Origin of the sequence: Sphaerisporangium sp. NPDC051011 (genome assembly GCF_040653595.1) — a bacterium.
Lineage (GTDB): Bacteria > Actinomycetota > Actinomycetes > Streptosporangiales > Streptosporangiaceae > Sphaerisporangium.
On the sequence record NZ_JBFAGG010000005.1, the window covers coordinates 385,965 to 402,464 of the forward strand.

At 72.3% G+C, this 16,500-nt stretch carries 12 protein-coding genes and 1 pseudogene; 7 read left to right on the forward strand and 6 right to left on the reverse strand.

Features of this window, described 5'->3' with window-relative positions; genetic code table 11:
• Window positions 1-72: 72 nt before the first annotated feature.
• Complete coding sequence (gene ggt, locus AB0H21_RS14520) at window positions 73-1,938, reverse strand: gamma-glutamyltransferase (RefSeq protein WP_358516289.1); 1,866 nt, start codon at window positions 1,936-1,938, stop codon at window positions 73-75.
• Between the two features lie 255 nt (window positions 1,939-2,193).
• On the opposite strand from ggt, the pseudogene AB0H21_RS14525 reads away from it, so the two are divergent.
• The 4 genes and pseudogenes from AB0H21_RS14525 to AB0H21_RS14540 form a co-directional block, all read left to right on the forward strand.
• A pseudogene (locus AB0H21_RS14525) lies at window positions 2,194-2,409 on the forward strand (helix-turn-helix transcriptional regulator); the annotation flags it as partial.
• Between the two features lie 22 nt (window positions 2,410-2,431).
• Window positions 2,432-3,040: an HD domain-containing protein gene (locus AB0H21_RS14530; protein WP_358516292.1), complete on the forward strand. Its 609-nt coding sequence runs from the start codon at window positions 2,432-2,434 to the stop codon at window positions 3,038-3,040.
• Window positions 3,041-3,176: 136 nt separating this feature from the next.
• On the forward strand, window positions 3,177-4,355 hold the full coding sequence (locus AB0H21_RS14535) for a sulfite exporter TauE/SafE family protein (RefSeq protein WP_358516294.1): 1,179 nt from the start codon (window positions 3,177-3,179) through the stop codon (window positions 4,353-4,355).
• Between the two features lie 84 nt (window positions 4,356-4,439).
• The gene (locus AB0H21_RS14540; protein WP_358516296.1) at window positions 4,440-5,870 is read left to right on the forward strand and encodes a sel1 repeat family protein; all 1,431 of its coding nucleotides are present in this window, start codon (window positions 4,440-4,442) and stop codon (window positions 5,868-5,870) included.
• A gap of 38 nt (window positions 5,871-5,908) precedes the next feature.
• Here the strand turns inward: AB0H21_RS14540 and ald are convergent, their stop codons facing one another.
• The gene (gene ald / locus AB0H21_RS14545) at window positions 5,909-7,021 is read right to left on the reverse strand and encodes an alanine dehydrogenase (RefSeq protein WP_358516299.1); all 1,113 of its coding nucleotides are present in this window, start codon (window positions 7,019-7,021) and stop codon (window positions 5,909-5,911) included.
• Window positions 7,022-7,104: 83 nt separating this feature from the next.
• Complete coding sequence (locus tag AB0H21_RS14550) at window positions 7,105-8,496, reverse strand: aspartate aminotransferase family protein (RefSeq protein ID WP_358516302.1); 1,392 nt, start codon at window positions 8,494-8,496, stop codon at window positions 7,105-7,107.
• A gap of 352 nt (window positions 8,497-8,848) precedes the next feature.
• On the opposite strand from AB0H21_RS14550, the gene AB0H21_RS14555 reads away from it, so the two are divergent.
• On the forward strand, window positions 8,849-10,207 hold the full coding sequence (locus tag AB0H21_RS14555) for a M20/M25/M40 family metallo-hydrolase (protein ID WP_358516304.1): 1,359 nt from the start codon (window positions 8,849-8,851) through the stop codon (window positions 10,205-10,207).
• 129 nt (window positions 10,208-10,336) lie between these two features.
• Here the strand turns inward: AB0H21_RS14555 and AB0H21_RS14560 are convergent, their stop codons facing one another.
• On the reverse strand, window positions 10,337-12,040 hold the full coding sequence (locus tag AB0H21_RS14560; protein WP_358516307.1) for an amidase: 1,704 nt from the start codon (window positions 12,038-12,040) through the stop codon (window positions 10,337-10,339).
• The gene (locus AB0H21_RS14565) at window positions 12,037-12,342 is read right to left on the reverse strand and encodes a hypothetical protein (RefSeq protein WP_358516311.1); all 306 of its coding nucleotides are present in this window, start codon (window positions 12,340-12,342) and stop codon (window positions 12,037-12,039) included. The genes AB0H21_RS14560 and AB0H21_RS14565 overlap by 4 nt, the downstream gene beginning before the upstream one ends.
• Window positions 12,343-12,589: 247 nt before the next feature.
• On the opposite strand from AB0H21_RS14565, the gene AB0H21_RS14570 reads away from it, so the two are divergent.
• The gene (locus tag AB0H21_RS14570; RefSeq protein WP_358516314.1) at window positions 12,590-13,549 is read left to right on the forward strand and encodes a pyridoxal-phosphate dependent enzyme; all 960 of its coding nucleotides are present in this window, start codon (window positions 12,590-12,592) and stop codon (window positions 13,547-13,549) included.
• Window positions 13,550-13,639: 90 nt separating this feature from the next.
• Here AB0H21_RS14570 and AB0H21_RS14575 read toward each other — a convergent pair whose 3' ends face one another.
• Window positions 13,640-15,226 carry an acyl-CoA synthetase gene (locus AB0H21_RS14575; protein WP_358516317.1) on the reverse strand — a complete coding sequence of 529 codons (1,587 nt, stop codon included), beginning with the start codon at window positions 15,224-15,226 and terminating at the stop codon, window positions 13,640-13,642.
• Between the two features lie 291 nt (window positions 15,227-15,517).
• Here AB0H21_RS14575 and AB0H21_RS14580 point away from each other — a divergent pair, with 291 nt between their 5' ends.
• Window positions 15,518-16,477 carry a LysR family transcriptional regulator gene (locus AB0H21_RS14580; RefSeq protein ID WP_358516320.1) on the forward strand — a complete coding sequence of 320 codons (960 nt, stop codon included), beginning with the start codon at window positions 15,518-15,520 and terminating at the stop codon, window positions 16,475-16,477.
• The last annotated feature ends 23 nt before the right edge of the window (window positions 16,478-16,500 follow it).

The window sequence follows — 16,500 nt, forward strand, 5'->3', positions numbered from 1 at the left end:
AGGGCACCCCAGCCCCCCGGACGACCCGCCCCCCTCATGGTGGGACGGGCCGCCTTCCCGGATGTGGTGGACCTACGGGCGAGGTGAGAGGACCAGGGCGCTGCCGCCGCCGCGGCGGGTGCGTTCGGCCACCGCCTGGATCTTGCCGCGGGGGAAGAACTCGAGGCCGGTGGCGGCACCGATCTCGCCGACCGGCGGGCCGGGGGCGATCGTCAGGGTGTGCCCCTTGGCGGTCAGCTCGGGGCCGTAGCGGTCGATGAACGCCTGCTCGGCCTGGGTGGCCGCGGTGTTGCGCTGGCTCGCCCGCGGAGCGAAGAGGGCGTCGGGCAGGGACATGCCGAACTCGAACCGGTTGACGAGGATCTGCAGCACCGTCGTGATGATCGTCGCCCCGCCCGGCGAGCCGACCGCGAGCAGCGGCTTGCCGTTCTTGAGGATGATCGTCGGGGCCATGGAGGAACGGGGACGCTTGCCGGGGGCGGGGAGGTTCGGGTCGCCGGGAGCCGGGCCGAAGGTGAAGTCGGTCAGCTCGTTGTTCAGCAGGAAACCGCGACCGGGGACCACGATGCCGCTGCCGCCGGTCTGCTCGATCGTGATGTTGTACGCGGCGACGTTGCCCCAGCGGTCGGCGACGACCAGGTGGGTGGTCTCGGGGCCCTCGGGCTTCTCGGCGGCCTCCGCGGCCTTGGCGGCGTCACCCGGCGTGGCCTGCGGCGTGATCGAGTTCCCCTCGAACTGGCAGCCGGTGTAGGAGCCGTCGGGCGAACCGGCCGACGCCGGGTGCGGCATCGCGAAGTCGCCGATCAGGCAGGCCCGCTCCTTGGCGAAACCGTCCGACAGCAGTTCCTTCAGCGGCACGTTGACGTAGCCGGGGTCGCCGACGAAGACGTTGCGGTCGGCGAAGGCGAGACGCGAGGCCTCGAGGTACTCGTGGTGGCCGACCTTCGGCAGCGCCTCCAGGATGTTCAGCGCCTCGCCGACCGTGGACCCGCCGGAGGACGGCGGAGCCATGCCGTAGACCTCCATGCCGTTGTAGACGACCTTGCTGGGCTCGCGCTCGATCGCGCGGTAGGCCCGCAGGTCGGAGGTCTGCATCAGGCCGGGGCGCACGACGCGCGTGGAGCCCGGCCGGACCGGGGGCGCCTTGACCGTGGCCACGAGCTCTTCGCCGAGCCTGCCTTCGTACAGCCATTCGCCGCCGCGGCGGCCGAGCTCGCGGTAGGTGGCGGCGAGGTCGGGGTTGCGGAAGGTGGACCCGACGGGCGGCGGCGCGCCGTTCGGGAGGTAGAGCGCGGCGGTGGAGGTGAAGTCGGCGAACCGGGCGGCGTTCTGGGCGGTCTGGTCGTAGAAGGTCTGGTCGACCGTGAAGCCGTTGGCCGCGACGTCGGCGGCCGGCTTGAGCGCCTGCTTGAGGGGGATCGTGCCGTAGCGGCGCAGGGCGAGTTCCCACTGGGCCACGCTGCCGGGTACGCCGACCGACAGCCCGCTGGTCACCGCGTCGTTGAACGGGATCGAAGCGCCGTTCTCCTGGAAGGCGGTCTCGGTCATCGCCTGCGGGGCCTTCTCGCGGCCGTCGATGGTGGTGACGCGGTGGCGACGGGCGTCGTAGTAGACGAGGAAGCCGCCCCCTGCCAGGCCCGCGGAGTAGGGCTCGGTCACGCCGAGCGTGGCGGCTCCGGCCACGGCGGCGTCCATGGCGTTGCCGCCCTGCCTGAGGATGGAGAGCGCGGCCTTGCTGGCGTCGAGGTCGACGGTCGAGACCGCGCCGCCGTACCCCTCGGCGACGGGGACCTTGGCCGGACCGCCGGGACCGCCGAGCGACAGCGTGTCGGCGGAGATCTGCGGGTCGAACGTCGCCTGGGCGTTGCCGGGCGGCACCACAAGGGAAAGGGAGGCGGCGACTCCCACGAAAGGCACGGCGAAGCGGCGGAAGATCATGGCAGGCCCTCATTCCTCCTAGATCGCACCAGCATTGACTCATAGCTTCACAACCGTGGTCAATCGCGATCGATCGACTCGGAAGTCACCGCAGGCACGGCCACACGCCCGGCTCGCCACCGCGAGGGCGGATCACCGGACCGGACACGCCGACCTGTTCCAGGTAGCCGGACGATCACTTTCGGTGAGTCTAACGCCCGCCCCCGACAGAATTCCGGGCCGTGCTCATGGGCTCGCTCCGCCCGCCGGGCGCGCCCACGCCGTTCTGGGCTCACCGAGCGCGAGCGCGAGCTCCTCAAGCTGGTCGGGGCCGGGATGACCAACGACGAGATCGCCGCCAAGCTGTTCATGGCGCCCGCCACGGCCAAGACGCACGTGAGCCGGGCCACGATGAAGCTCCAGGCCCGCGACCGCGCGCAGCTCGTCGTGATCGCCTACGAGTCCGGCCTGGTCAGGCCCGGGTGGCTTTGAGCAGATACGCCATGCTTGGCGGGTGAGACTCGACGACATCGCGATCCCCGCCTCCCCGGCCGCCCGCATGGCGCACGAGGTGGCCGCCGCCTACTGCTCCCCCGCCCTGCTCAACCACTCGGTGCGCTCCTACCTGTGGAGCGCCTCGTACGCCGCGCTGAACGGCATCGCCTTCGACGCCGAGTTGCTCTACGTCTCCTCGCTTCTGCACGACATCGGACTGGTGAAGGAGTTCGACAGCCACACGGTGCCGTTCGAGGAGGCCGGCGGGCATGTGGCCTGGGTGTTCTGCGCGGGCGCCGGCTGGGCTCCCGAGCGGCGCGCGCGGGCGGCGCAGATCGTCGTCCGGCACATGTGGGACGAGGTGGACGTCTCCGCCGACCCCGAGAGCCATCTGCTGGAGCTGGCGACGAGCCTGGACATCTCGGGGCGCCGCCCCGGGGACTGGCCCGGCGACTTCCGCGCCGAGGTCCTCCGCCGCCACCCTCGCCTGGACCTGGGCACGGAGTTCCTCGCCTGCTTCCGCGACCAGGCGGAGCGCAAACCGGGCAGTTCGGCGGCCCAGGCCGTGCGCGGCGGCATCGCGGACCGCATCGCGGCCAACCCGCTGGGTGGCTCCGGTCGCTCCTGACGCCGGGTTAGCGAACTGTCACTGGTCGTCATCGGCCGATTCCATTACTTTCCGTAAGGAAAGCTCTACGGAGGAGGATCCCGGTGCGCCCACACCGCCCGCACCACCGATACCGTCCATACCGTCCATACCGTCCATGCCGTCCGCACGCACGGCCCGGCGTCGCCGAAGCCGCCGGGTGACGCCGCTCGCGCTCCTCGCCGGCGGTCTCGCGGCTGGGCTGGTGGCCGGCGGCACGTCGTGCGCGGCGGTGCAGGGCGGCGTCATGATCGGTCTCGCCCGTCCCGGCGGGCCCCGCGCGGCCGTCCCGGCGTTCATCGCCGGGCGCCTGGTGGCGCACACGGCGCTGGGCGCGCTGCTGGGGATGCTCGGCGCGGCGGTGCGCATCCCGCCCCCGGCACGGGCCGCCCTGCTGGTGGCCGCGGGCGCGGGCATGATCGTCTTCGCGCTCCGGCTGGTCCGGAGCCGGGGTCCGGCGTGTTCGGGGGCCGCGCCGGCCGAGGACGGCACGCCGGCGTGCGCGGCGCCGCACCCGGGACGCGCGGAGCGGCCGGAGGTGCCCGGGACGACGACCGGCCGTACGACGCGGATCACCGCCCTCACGGACAGGTGGCGGCGGATCACGGCCGTGACGAGAAGGTGGCGGCGGATCACGACCCTCACGGGAAGATGGCGGGCGATGGGCCCGGTGGCGATGGGCGCGGGCACCGTCCTCATCCCCTGCGGGGTCACGTTGAGCACCGAGCTGGTGGCGGTCTCGGCGGGCTGGCTCGGGGGCGCGGCGGTGATGGCGGGCTTCGTCGCGGGCACGTCCCCCGCCTTCGCGCTGCTCGGCCTGGTCCTGCGCCGGATCGCCGCGACGAGGCTCGTCACGTTCGCCGCCGTGGCCGCGGTCGCGGCCGGATCGCTGACGGTCCTCGCGGGCCTGCGCCTCGGCGGCTGGCTTCCCGACCTCGGCGACCCCTCGAAGGCCACGGCGGCCGGCGTGCGGCTCGCGCCGGACGGGACGCAGGTCGTCACCATCTGGTCGACCGGCCACGGCTTCCTGCCCGGCGTCGCGGGCATCGAGGCGGGGCGGCCTGCCGAGATCGTCTTCCGCACCCGGGACAACCAGGGATGCACGCGCACGCTGACGATCCAGGGCCGTGACATCGCGCTCCCGGTCACGGGGGAGCGCGTCGTCCGGCTGGCGCCCCAGGAGCCGGGAAGGCTCCGCTATGTCTGCGGAATGGGGATGTACGTCGGTTTTATCAACATAAATCAACCGACCCTGCCCGCCCACGCCGCCGCGACCCCCGCCCCCGACCTCCGCTGACAGCAGGTCAAACGCGTTCCGCCGGACGGCAAGAAGCCGTCGATTCCGTTCCATCTCTTTGGATCACGTGCGACTCTGTCCCCCATGACGTGGTGGCATCGTGACCCCGAGGCGGCCGTCGCGCGGCCGGTCGTGCCGCCGCCCCGCGCGCCCGAGTCCCCCCGCCACGGCCACCCCACCGAGGCGGACCTGCTGACCGCCGCGCGGACCGGCGACTCGGAGGCCGCGCACCGGCTCGGCCGCCTGTACGCCCAGCGCGGCGACCGGTCGGCCGCGCGTCACTGGTGGGAGCGCGCCGCGGCGGCGGGCAACATCGACAGCGCCTTCAACCTCGGCATCTGGCACGAGAAACACGGCAGCCTCGACGAGGCGATCACCTGGTACGAGCTCGCCGCGGGCGCCGAGGACGCCGAGGCCGCGGTCAACCTGGCCACCCTGCTCCTCGAACAGCGCGGGGACGTCCCGCGCGCCCGCCAGTGGCTGGAGAGCGCCGCCGCGGCGGGGTCGCGTCCGGCGGCGCGCCGCCTCGCCCTGCTCTGCGAGGACGTCGGGGACGGCGCCGCGGCCCGCGACTGGCACCACCACGCGGCCTGCGCCGGGGACCTCGCCTCGGCCCACGATCTCGCGTTCATGAGCTACGCCGCGGGCGAGGAGGGCGGGGCGCACGCCTGGTGGGAGTACGCCGCACGTGGCGGGCACGCCGACGCCGCGTACTACCTGGGACGCCTGCTGCACGCCGGCCGCGACCCCGAGGGCGCGGAGGCGCTGTACCGCCTGGCCGCCAAGGTGGAGCACCCGGGCGCGGCCTCCCAGCTCGGCAGGCTGGCGCTGGCGCGGCGCGACCTGCGCACGGCCCGGGCGTGGTTCGAGCGCGCCGCCCACTTCGGCAGGGTCGAGGACCAGCGCATGGCCGGGTTCGTCTGCGTCGAGCTGGAGGATCCGCACGCGGCCAGCCACTGGTTCGGCCGCGCGGCGGCGAGCGGCGACCCCGAGTCGGCGTACAACTTCGGCCTGCTCCTGATCGCCGAGCACAACGACCTGCGCGGCGGCCAGCACTGGTTCCGCCAGGCCGCGTCCTACGGCCACCAGAAGGCCGCGGCGGAGCTGAGCACGCTGCAATCGGTGATCGGCCCCCAGGCCGCGCCCGTGGACGACGACCGGTGGACGGCGGAGCACGCGCCCGCCTGGGACCGGCCCGTCGAGCCGGAGCTGGTCGCCCGCGCCGAGCTGGCGGTCGCGGCGGCCGGCAGGCGGGGCGGCACGACGCTGCGCCTGGCCGACCTCGCCGAGATCCTCGGTACGTGGGACCTGCTCACCCGCCGGCTGCGCGAGCCCGTCGACGTGGTCGAGTGGCTGACCGACCAGAGCGGGCTGCACGCGAGCGCGATCGAGCACCTGTCCTCGGTGCGCCTGACGTTACTACGCCCGGGCACCGCGCCCTGGCCGACGCCCGGCGAGGTGGAACACGTGCTGGCGACGTCCCGCCGGCTCCGCAAGCGCCTCGGCCTGACCTGACCGGCCCTGACCTGACCGGTCCTGACCTGACCGGGCCGTCAGGCGAGCACGCCGGCGAGGGGCTCGAACGGCAGGCCGTGGGCCTCGGCGACCGGCTTGTAGGTGAGCCGCCCGTCGTGGGTGTTCAGGCCGAGCGCGAGGGCGGCGTCCGCCCGCAGCGCCTCCCGCCAGCCGAGGTCGGCCAGCTTGACGGCGTACGGCAGCGTGGCGTTGGTCAGCGCGTACGTCGAGGTGTTGGCCACCGACCCGGGCATGTTCGCCACGCAGTAGAAGACCGAGTTGTGCACCTTGTACGTCGGGTCGGCGTGCGTGGTGGGACGGGAGTCCTCGAAGCAGCCGCCCTGGTCGATGGCGATGTCGACCAGCACCGAGCCCGGCTTCATGCGCGAGACCAGCTCGTTGGAGACCAGGGTCGGGGCCTTGGCGCCCGGGATCAGCACGGCGCCGATGACCAGGTCCGCCTCCAGGACGGCCTGCTCGAGGGCGTAGGCGGTCGAGACGATCGTCCGCAGACGGCCCTGGTAGATCGCGTCGATCTGGCGGAGCCGGTCGATGTTGACGTCCAGGATCGTCACGTCGGCGCCCATGCCGACCGCGACCTGCGCCGCGTTCAGGCCCGAGACGCCGCCGCCGATGACGACGACCTTGGCGGGGGCCACGCCCGGGACCCCGCCCGGCAGCACGCCGCGCCCGCCGTTGAAGCGCATGAGGTTGTACGCGCCGACCTGCGGGGCGAGCCGTCCGGCGACCTCCGACATGGGGGCGAGCAGCGGCAGGGAGTTGCCCACCTGCACCGTCTCGTAGGCGATGCCGGTGACCTTGCGCTCCAGCAGCGCGTCGGTGCACGTCCGGGACGCCGCGAGGTGCAGGTAGGTGAACAGCACCTGCCCCTCGCGCATGCGGTGGTACTCCTCGGCGATGGGCTCCTTGACCTTCAGGATGAGGTCGGCCTCGCCCCAGACCGCGTCCGCGCCGTCGACGATCTTGGCGCCGGCGAAAAGGTAGTCCTCGTCGGGGATCTGCGAGCCGAGGCCCGCATCGCGCTGGACGTACACGTCATGGCCGTGGCGGACGAGCTCGTGCACGCCCGCCGGGGTGGCGGCGACGCGGTATTCGTGGTTCTTGACCTCGGCGGGCACGCCGATCTTCATCACGGATTTCCTTTCAGACGTTCTGGTGGCGGCCGGGTACGGACCCCGTACCCGGCGCGGCCGTGAAAGTCCCGAAGCGGGCGCTACAGACGGGCCCAGGCTTCGGTGAGGACGGAACGCAGGATCGACTCCATCTCGTCGAACTGCTGCGGGCCGCTGATGAGCGGCGGGGCGAGCTGCACGACCGGGTCGCCCCGGTCGTCGGCCCGGCAGTACAGGCCCGCGTCGAACAGGGCCTTGGACAGGAAGCCGCGCAGCAGGCGCTCGGACTCGCCCTCGTCGAAGGTCTGCTTGGTCGCCTTGTCCTTCACCAGCTCGATGCCGTAGAAGTAGCCCGAGCCGCGGACGTCGCCGACGATCGGCAGGTCGCGCAGCTTCTCCAGCGTGGCGCGGAAGACGGGCTCGTTCCGCTCGACGTGGCCGAGGATGTCCTCGCGCTCGAACAGGTCGAGGTTGGCCAGCGCGACCGCCGCCGAGACGGGGTGACCGCCGAAGGTGTAGCCGTGGGCGAACATGGTGGCGCCCTCCTTGAACGGCTCGAACAGCCGCTCGTGGGCGATCATCGCGCCGATCGGCGAGTAGCCGCTGGTCAGGCCCTTGGCGCAGGTGATGATGTCCGGCACGTAGTCGAACTTCTGGCCGCCGAACATCGTGCCGAGCCGCCCGAAGGCGCAGATGACCTCGTCCGAGACCAGCAGCACGTCGTAGGTGTCGCAGATCTCGCGCAGGCGCTGGAAGTACCCGGGGGGCGGCGGGATGCAGCCGCCGGCGTTCTGCACCGGCTCGACGAAGACGGCCGCGACGGTGTCGGGGCCCTCCATCTCGATGGCCTTGCCGACCTGGTCGGCGGCCCAGCGGCCGAACTGCTCGGGCGTCATGCCGGGGAAGCCGGTGATCTCGTCGGCCCGGTAGTGGTTGGTGTTGGGCACGCGGACCGAGCCCGGCACGAGCGGCTCGAAGAACTGCTTGAACATCGGGATGCCGGTGATCGACAGGGCGCCCTGCGGGGTGCCGTGGTAGGCGATGGCCCGGCTGATCACCTTGTGCTTGAGCGGCTTGCCGACGAGCTTGAAGTACTGCTTGGCGAGCTTCCAGGCGCTCTCGACGGCCTCGCCGCCGCCTGTGGTGAAGAACACGCGGTTGAGGTCGCCGGGGGTGTACCGGGCCAGCCGCTCGGCCAGCTCGGCGGCCTTCGGATGGGCGTACGACCACAGCGGGAAGAAGGCGAGCTCCTGAGCCTGCTTCGCGGCGGCCTCGGCGAGCTCGGCGCGCCCGTGACCCATCTGCACGACGAACAGGCCGGCGAGGCCGTCGAGGTAACGCTTGCCGTGGATGTCGTAGATGTAGGCACCGTCACCCCGGACGATGGTCGGCACCTCGCCGCCGCCGTGGGTACTGTGCCGGGTGAAGTGCAGCCACAGGTTGTCCTGTGCTGCCTTCAGGACGGCGGCCGTGTCGGTCTCAGGCTGCGTCATGGCTATCTTCCTCAGTGATCTCGGCTCCACCCAGTGTGCATGCTCAACATGGGTGATTACAACTGGTTGCGCAGCGACACTATGCAATAACCTCGGAATCCGCGATAGCGGTATGTAACAACGACGAAATCCGTTTGGGGTGTCAAGGATTTCGGTCTGCGGCGGGAATGCCGTGGACGACGGGGGCTCGGCGCGCCAGTGGGGATCTTCCGGCGTGTCGCCCGGACCGGAGCGGGTCGCGTCACGTCTGTGGTGCAATGTGTCGGATCAGACCAGAGACGAGGCGGTGACGGTCAGCGTGACTCCCGAGGAAACCGGCGACACCCGGCACACAGGGAACCTAGGGGACCCAGTGGACACAGAGATGCTCCATGACCTGGAAGGCATCGAAAGGTCCATCGCGGCGCAGATGCCGCGGGCGGTCGAAGAGCTGTCGCGGCTCGTGGCCATCCCCTCGGTGGCCTTCCCCGGCCACCCCGAGGAGCCGGTGCTCGCCGCCGCCGCCGCGACCGAGGAGCTGCTGCGCGGCGCCGGGCTGCCGCACGTCCGGCAGATCCCCGTCGAGGGCAGCTTCCCCGCCGTCTTCGCCGAGGCCCCCGCTCCCCCCGGCGCGCCCACCGTGCTGCTGTACGCGCATTACGACGTGCAGCCCGCCGGGGACCCCGCGCTGTGGCGCACGCCCGCGTTCGAGCCCACCCTGATCGACGGACGGCTGTACGGGCGCGGCGCCGCCGACGACAAGTCGGGCATCATGGCGCACGTCCTGGCCCTGCGGTCCTTCGAGGGCCGGTTCCCCGTGGGCGTCAAGGTCATCATCGAGGGCCAGGAGGAGTACGCCGGGGAGCGCCTGGAGGCGTTCGTCGAGAAGAACCCCGACCTGCTGCGCGCCGACGCCATCGTCGTGGCCGACGTCGGCAACCCCTCCGTGGGCGACGCGTCCGTTACCACCTCCCTGCGCGGCCTCGCCGCGTTCACGGTCGAGGTCCGCTCGCTGAAGGAGTCCGTGCACAGCGGCTCGTTCGGCGGCGCCGCCCCGGACGCCCTCGCCGCGCTGATCCGCATGCTCGCGTCCCTGCACGACGACAAGGGCGACGTCCGCGTGCCCGGCCTGCCGGGCGGCGTCTTCCCCGGCGACGGGCCCTCCGAGGAGGATTTCCGCGAGACCGCCCAGGTCGCGGACGGCGTGTCCCTCGTCGGCTCCGGCTCGCTGGCCGACCGGCTGTGGGCGTCCTACTCGATCACCGTCACCGGGCTGGACGTGCCGACGGTCAACGGCGCCATCAACGCCGTCCAGTCGGTGGCCCGGGCCCGCGTCACCGTCCGCGTCCCCCCGGCGGGCGACCCGGGCAAGACGGCCGTGGACGTGATCGACTTCCTGCGCGAGGCCGCGCCGTGGGGTGTCCAGGTCACCGTCACCGACCAGGTGCTCGGCTCGGGCTACCTCGCCGACTCCGGCGGGCGGGCGCGCGCCGCGCTCAACCGGGCCATGGAGCGCGCGTTCGGCCGGGCGCCGCGCGACATCGGCGCGGGCGGCTCGATCCCGCTGGTGTCCACGCTGGCCCGGCAGTTCCCCGCCGCCGAGATCCTGCTCTTCGGGGCCGAGGACGAGGCCGCGTCGATCCACGCGCCCAACGAGCGCCTCGACCTGGAGGAACTGCGGCGCGCGGCCACCGCCGAGGCCCTGTTCCTCGCCGAGTTCGGCGGCCTCTGACCTCCCCGGCCCGCGCCGGGGCCCGGATTCCGCATCCTGAGGACGGCTCGCCGCGACGTATGACGGCTCAGGACGCCTCGGAACACGAAAAGGCCGGGAGCCGGCGCGCGGCTCCCGGCCCTGCGGGCGTCACTGGGTCTGCTCGGCGGCCTCCTCGGGCGTGAGGCGGTCCCGGATGGCGGCCCGCGCGCGCAGGCGGGACGCCGCCGGGTCCACCGGGCGGCGCCAGTGCCAGTCCGAGACGGCCTGGTAGGCGCCGACGACGGACAGCAGCCGGTCCTCCGCGTACGGCTGCCCGCCGAGGATCGTGCCGATGGGCCGCCCGTTCGCCGTGAACCCGATCGGGAAGCCGATCTCCGGCAGGCCGATGGCGTCGAACGGCGTGGGCGAGGTCTGCACGACCACGTCGCAGCGCTCGAACACCTGGTCCAGCACCCGCTCCAGCAGCAACAGCTTGGCCCGCTGCCCGGTGATGAACTCGTTGCCTCCCAGCAGCGCGCCCTGCAGCCAGCTCGTCAGCGAGACCCCGAACCCGCGCAGGTCAGACCGCAGGTACGGCATGAACGGCTCGCTGCGCTCCGGCAGGCGGACGTTGTTGAAGTCGTTGCCGGTCAGCAGAGCCCAGTCGTCGGGGAACGGCACCTCGACGAGCGTGACCCCGCGGATCGCCGCCATGGCGTTGAGGAAGCCCCGGCGCGCCACGGCGGTCTCCGAGGTGCCGTCGGCGTAGCCGGGGAGCACGCCGATGCGGGTGTTCCAGCGCATCCTGAGCCGGTTGCCGCTGTACACCGGGGTGGCCGCGTCGATCAGGTTGGGCACCTTCGGCAGGCCCTGCGTGCGCGGGTCGTTCGGATCCTCCCCCGCCATCGCCGTCAGCATGATCGCGGCGTCCTTGGCGTCCCGGGCGAGCGGGCCGGGGTGGTCGCGCGAGTAGCTGAGCGGGATGATGCCGTAAAGGGAGACCCGGCCCATCGTCGGCTTGAGCCCGGTGAGGTTCTGGGCGTTCGACGGCGCGGTGATGGAGCCGCCGGTCTGCGTGCCGGTGCCCGAGGTCGCCAGCCGTCCCGCCACCGAGGTCGCGGTGCCGGTGGACGAGCCGCCGGGGTCGACGCTCGGGTCGCCGGGCGTCCACGCGTTCACCGTCGTGATCTCCCCGGCGGGGGTCGTCGCCCGCGTGGTGGCCAGCGGGCCCATCTGGGTCTTGCCGAGGACGATCGCGCCCGCGCCCTTGAGCGCCGCCACGGCGGTGGCGTCGAACGGGGGCACGAAGTCCTTGAACAGGAACGAGCTCGCCGTGGTGAGCACGCCCTTGGTGTAGTAGTTGTCCTTGATCGCCAGGGGTATCCCGTGCAGCGGGCCCCGAGGCCTCTGGCGTCCGAGCCCCTTCGCCGCCTCACGGGCCGCGTCGGCCAGCACGGTGTTGAAGGCCTGGTACGTGGCCTCGAAGGAGTCGATCCGCGCCAGGTGCGCCTCGACCAGCTCGAGCGGGCTGATCTTGCGGTTGCGGATCATCCACGCGGCCTCGGCCAGGGTCAGCTCGGTGGGGTCGGCCATGGCCTCCGGGCGGGGCTTCACGTAGGCGCCCGCCACGTCCAGGCCGGGCCCGCCGTGGCCCGAGTCGTGTGCCCAGGCGGGGACGGCGGGCAGGGCGGCGACCACGCCGGCGACCGTGCCGAGGGCGGCGGTCCTGACCAGGAACGCGCGCCTGTCCACCGTACGGTCGAGCGGCGGGTCGCCGGCCTCCTCGACGGTCGTGGCCCGCGCGGTCCGCGTGATCTGCGTGGTTCGGGTGGTGGGTGTCGTCTGGGCGGTCGTGCGTGCCGTCTCGCTCATCGCCGCCACTCCGTGCTGATCGACGGGTAGAGCATCGGCGCGCGCTGCTGGGACAGCGCGGCGGCGGTCGCGGCGTCCGGTGCGGTTCCTTGCGGGGCGGGCAGTTGGTAGGCCGCGAGGTTGGCGACCGTGCCGCGCATGAACGAGCGGAGCGAGGCGAGGACCGAGTCCCGGCCGGGCGACCCGGTCACGGGGTCGGACGTGGTGCCGGGCGGGAGCTGGGAGAGGTCGATGCCCAGCGAGGCGAGCCGGGCCGTGATCATGATGTTGAGTTCGGCGTCTGTGGGTGCTGCAGGTGTCACGTGGTACTCCAGGGGAAGGAAGCCCCACCACAATGAGATCACGGCGTATCACCCATATGTCCTATGGATCACTTGTTTGTGACATAAATCCGTCTTGGTGACATACGCACGATATGAGGCTTAAAGCCGTGTTCAACGGGACGGCACCCGGCGCGTCCCCAGCGCTCGCGCCCCCACGCCAGGCTCCGGCGCCGACACCGGATCAGGCGCTGGACCTGTGGACGCGTCGTACGCGAAGGTGGGGGGCGTGCATCCGACAGCGCCCTCCATCACCGACATCCTCCACGCCGCCCGGCTGATCTCCGCCCACCTGCCGGAGACCCCGATGTGGTCCTATCCCGTGCTGAACGAGCGGCTCGGCGCGGAGGTCCACGTCAAGCACGAGAACGTCCAGCCCACCGGCGCCTTCAAGGTGCGCGGCGGGATCAACCTCCTCGCCCGCCTGCCCGAGGCCCGGCGGGACAACGGCGTGCTCACGTACTCCACCGGCAACCACGCCCAGTCGATCGCGTACGCGGCGCGCCTCTTCGGCGTGCCGTGCACGATCGTGATGCCCGAGAACCCGAACCCGGCCAAGGTCGCGGCCGCCCAGGCCCTCGGCGCGGCCGTCGAGGTCAAGGGCGCCACCATGGTCGAGGCCGGCGAGTACGCGACCGCGCTCGCCGCGGAGCGCGGGCTCCACCTGGTCGGCGTCGCCGACGAGCCCGACCTCATCGCCGGGGTCGGCACCCTGTACGTGGAGATGCTCACCCGCCGCCCGGACCTGGACGTGGTGATCGTGCCGGTCGGGTCGGGCACGGGCGCCTCGGCCGCGCTGCTGGTGGCACGGGCGATCGCGCCGCGCTGCCGGGTGATCGCGGTGCAGTCCTCGCAGGCGCCCGCCGCGCACGATTCCTGGTGTGCAGGCACGCCGGTCCGCCGCCCGGTGGAGACGGTGGCCGACGGCCTGGCCACGGGCTCGGCCTTCGCGCTCCCCCAGGGCGTCATGCGGGCGCTGGACGACTTCGTGCTGGTCTCCGACGACGACATCCGGGCCGCCCAGTGGCTGTTGCTCACCGAGGCCCACACCCTCGCCGAACTCGCCGGAGCCGCGCCCCTGGCCGCCCTGATCGCCCGGGGCGACGACCTGGCGGGCCTCAAGGTCGGCCTGGTCTGCACAGGCGGCAACGCCGGCCCCGCCGAGTTGCGCCGCCTCCTGTCCTCCTGAGGGCACGCCACCGGAGCCTGTACGACAGAGCGGGAAACGATCCGAGTGGGGACGGCCCCCGCCGGGCCTAGCCCCGGGCTCAGAGGGACCTCAGAGGGACGCCGTGGCGGTCGAGTGGGCCCAGCGGTAGTCCGGCTTGCCGGAGGGGTGGCGGACCATCTGGTCGACGAAGACGTACGTGCGGGGGACCTTGTAGCCGGACAGGTGTCCCCGGCAGTAGGCGTCCAGTTCGCGGACCGTCGGGGCCTGCCCCTGCCTCGGCTCGACCACGGCGGCGACGCGGCCGCCCCAGCGCTCGTCCGGGACCTCGGTCACCACGGCGTCGAACACGGCCGGGTGCCCCTTGAGCACGGCCTCGACCTCCTCGGGGAAGACCTTCTCGCCGCCGCTGTTGACGCACTGGGAGCCGCGCCCGAACACCAGGATGGCGCCGTCCTCCTCAACCTGGGCGAGGTCGCCGGTGAGCAGCCAGCGCGTGCCGGCGGCGTCGGTGACGAAGGCGCGCGCGGTCCTGCCGGGGTCGTTGTAGTAGCCGAAGGCGATGTTCCCGGTCTTGGCGAGGGTCCCCGTCTCACCGGAGCCGGGCCTCACCGGTTCGAGGGCCTCGTCGAGGACGGCGAGCGTGGACGCCGCGTTGGGCCGGTACCTGAGCCCGGATTCGGGCGAGGACCCCGTGACGGCGGTGGCGGTGTAGCCGGACTCCGTCGAGCCGAACCCGTCCAGGATGACCAGGTGTGGCAGCAGCGCGCATAACCGGGCCCGTACCGTGCCGCTGAGGATCGCCCCGGTCGAGGTGACCACCCGCAGCGCCGACAGGTCGTAGCGCCCGCGGGCGATCTCGTGGGCGAGGGGCCGGGCCATCGCGTCGCCGGTGATGTTGACGCTGACCACCTTCTCGCGCTCGATCGTCCGCAGCACGCCGGCGGCGTCGAACCTGCGCGTGTAGACGGCGGTGCCGCCCAGCCACCAGGTGATGAAGGTGCCCATCTGCGCGGCCCCGTGCATGAGCGGCGCGGCGGGCATCATCACGAACCCTCCGGACGCGGCGGCGGTCTCGACGACCTGGCGCGGCTCGGTGTGCGGCGGCCCGTACGGATTGCCGCCGCCGAACGCCATGAACAGGTCCCGGGTCCGCCACATGACGCCCTTGGGCATGCCGGTGGTGCCGCCGGTGTAGATGATGTAGACGTCGTCGCCCGACCGCCGGGGGAAACCCTCGCGCCCGTCCGGCCGCCCGGCGACCGCCCGCTCGTACGGGACGGCGCCGGGGGCGCGCGCGGGGCCGCCGACGGCGACGAGCGTGGAGAGGCGGGGGCATCGGGACGCGGCGGCGGCCACGCGGTCGTCGAACTCCGCGTCGTACACCAGCGCGACGATGTCGGAGTCGGTGTAGAGGTAGAGCAGCTCGCTCTCGACGTACCTGTAGTTGACGTTGACCGGCACCGCCCTGATCTTCAGCGTGGCCAGCAGCGCGGCGGCGTACTCGACGCCGTTGTAGAGCTGGATCCCCACGTGCCGCCCCGGCCCGACGCCGCGTTCCCGCAGGTAGTGCGCGAGCCGGTTGGCGTGCCGGTCCAGCTCGGCGTACGTCAGGCGGTGCTCGCCGCACACCAGGGCCGGCCGGTCCCCGATCGCGTCGGCCAACGCCTCGAACAGGTCGGCGTGGTTGAACTCCATCGGCGGCTCCTCGTCGGTCCGTCCCGTCCTCCTGGCTCGCCGTCCCCGGCGATCCCATGGCGACGACCGGCGGGGCGTCGTACGGCGGCTTTCAGATCGTACGGTCGCGGCCCTCCCAGTAGGGGGCCCCGGAGCTTGAACTCAAAGATCAGGAGAACGTGTCCCACTGTGACGGCGGTATACGGCTGGGGCGTGAGTGGACAAAGGCTTCGGCATAGCCCGACAAATAACTGTAAATTTTCGTGACAAGCCGGTATTGCGGGCATAGATCGGTAGTCGTACGTTTCCGGTATGGATCTGGAGCTCCGACACCTCAAGATCGTGCGCGCGGTCGCTGAGGCCGGGAGCGTCACCAAGGCGGCCACCCAGCTCGGACTGGCCCAGCCGTCGCTGACCGCGCAGCTGAAACGCATCGAACGCACACTCGGTGGCGCTCTTTTCGAGCGCGACCGTAACGGCGCGCGCCCCACCCCCCTCGGTCAACTGGTCCTCACCCGGGCACGCGTCCTGCTGCCCGCCGTACGTGAATTACAGGAAGAGGCGGTGCGATTCGCCAACAGTTACGAAGGCATCCCCGGCTTCCGGATCGGCGCGACTCACGGCCCGATCCTGGGCGGCCTGGTCGACCGTCTCACCGCGGCCCACCCGCAGACCCCCGTCAGCACGAGCACCTCGTGGTCGGCGCGCGAGCTCACCTCGCTCGTCAGCGCGGGACGGCTCGACTTCGCGCTCATCGGCACGTGCGGCGACACCCCACCCCCGTCGGCCGAGTCCATGATCTGGAGCGTGGTGGGCACCGACCCGGTGTTCGCCCTGCTCAACCAGAGCCACCCCCTCGCCGGAGAGAAGGAGCTGGACCTGGCCAGCCTCGCCGACGAAGGCTGGGCGGTCGCGCCGGGCGACGGCTGCTTCGCCGACTGCTTCGCCGGGTCCTGCGCCCGCGCCGGGTTCGTCCCGAAGACGATGTACGAGACGGACGTGGCGACCTGCCTGCACCTGGTGAAGGTGGGCAAGGCCGTGGCGCTGTGCCAGGCGACCTTCGAGCTGACGGCCGACCTGGTGATGATGCCCATCACCGGGGCACCGCTGCGCTGGAGGCACCTGCTCGGCTGGCACGCCGACTCGGTCGCGGCGCGCGCGGCACGCGCGATATCCCACGACGCGCGGGAGGCTCACGACGACGCCATCCGGCGCAGCGTCCCCTACGCGGAGTGGCTGGCCCGTAACCCGCACTTCGGCACGGTTCCATAACGCGGCGGTAGGACCGAAAAGGT

What these genes read in the sequence shown, in the direction of transcription:
- ald (WP_358516299.1), bottom strand. Translation starts at nt 7,021, where the DNA reads ATGAAGATCGGCGTGCCCGCCGAGGTCAAGAACCACGAATACCGCGTC.
- AB0H21_RS14575 (WP_358516317.1), bottom strand. Translation starts at nt 15,226, where the DNA reads ATGGAGTTCAACCACGCCGACCTGTTCGAGGCGTTGGCCGACGCGATC.
- AB0H21_RS14535 (WP_358516294.1), top strand. Translation starts at nt 3,177, where the DNA reads ATGCCGTCCGCACGCACGGCCCGGCGTCGCCGAAGCCGCCGGGTGACG.
- AB0H21_RS14550 (WP_358516302.1), bottom strand. Translation starts at nt 8,496, where the DNA reads ATGACGCAGCCTGAGACCGACACGGCCGCCGTCCTGAAGGCAGCACAG.
- AB0H21_RS14540 (WP_358516296.1), top strand. Translation starts at nt 4,440, where the DNA reads ATGACGTGGTGGCATCGTGACCCCGAGGCGGCCGTCGCGCGGCCGGTC.
- ggt (WP_358516289.1), bottom strand. Translation starts at nt 1,938, where the DNA reads ATGATCTTCCGCCGCTTCGCCGTGCCTTTCGTGGGAGTCGCCGCCTCC.
- AB0H21_RS14580 (WP_358516320.1), top strand. Translation starts at nt 15,518, where the DNA reads ATGGATCTGGAGCTCCGACACCTCAAGATCGTGCGCGCGGTCGCTGAG.
- AB0H21_RS14560 (WP_358516307.1), bottom strand. Translation starts at nt 12,040, where the DNA reads ATGAGCGAGACGGCACGCACGACCGCCCAGACGACACCCACCACCCGA.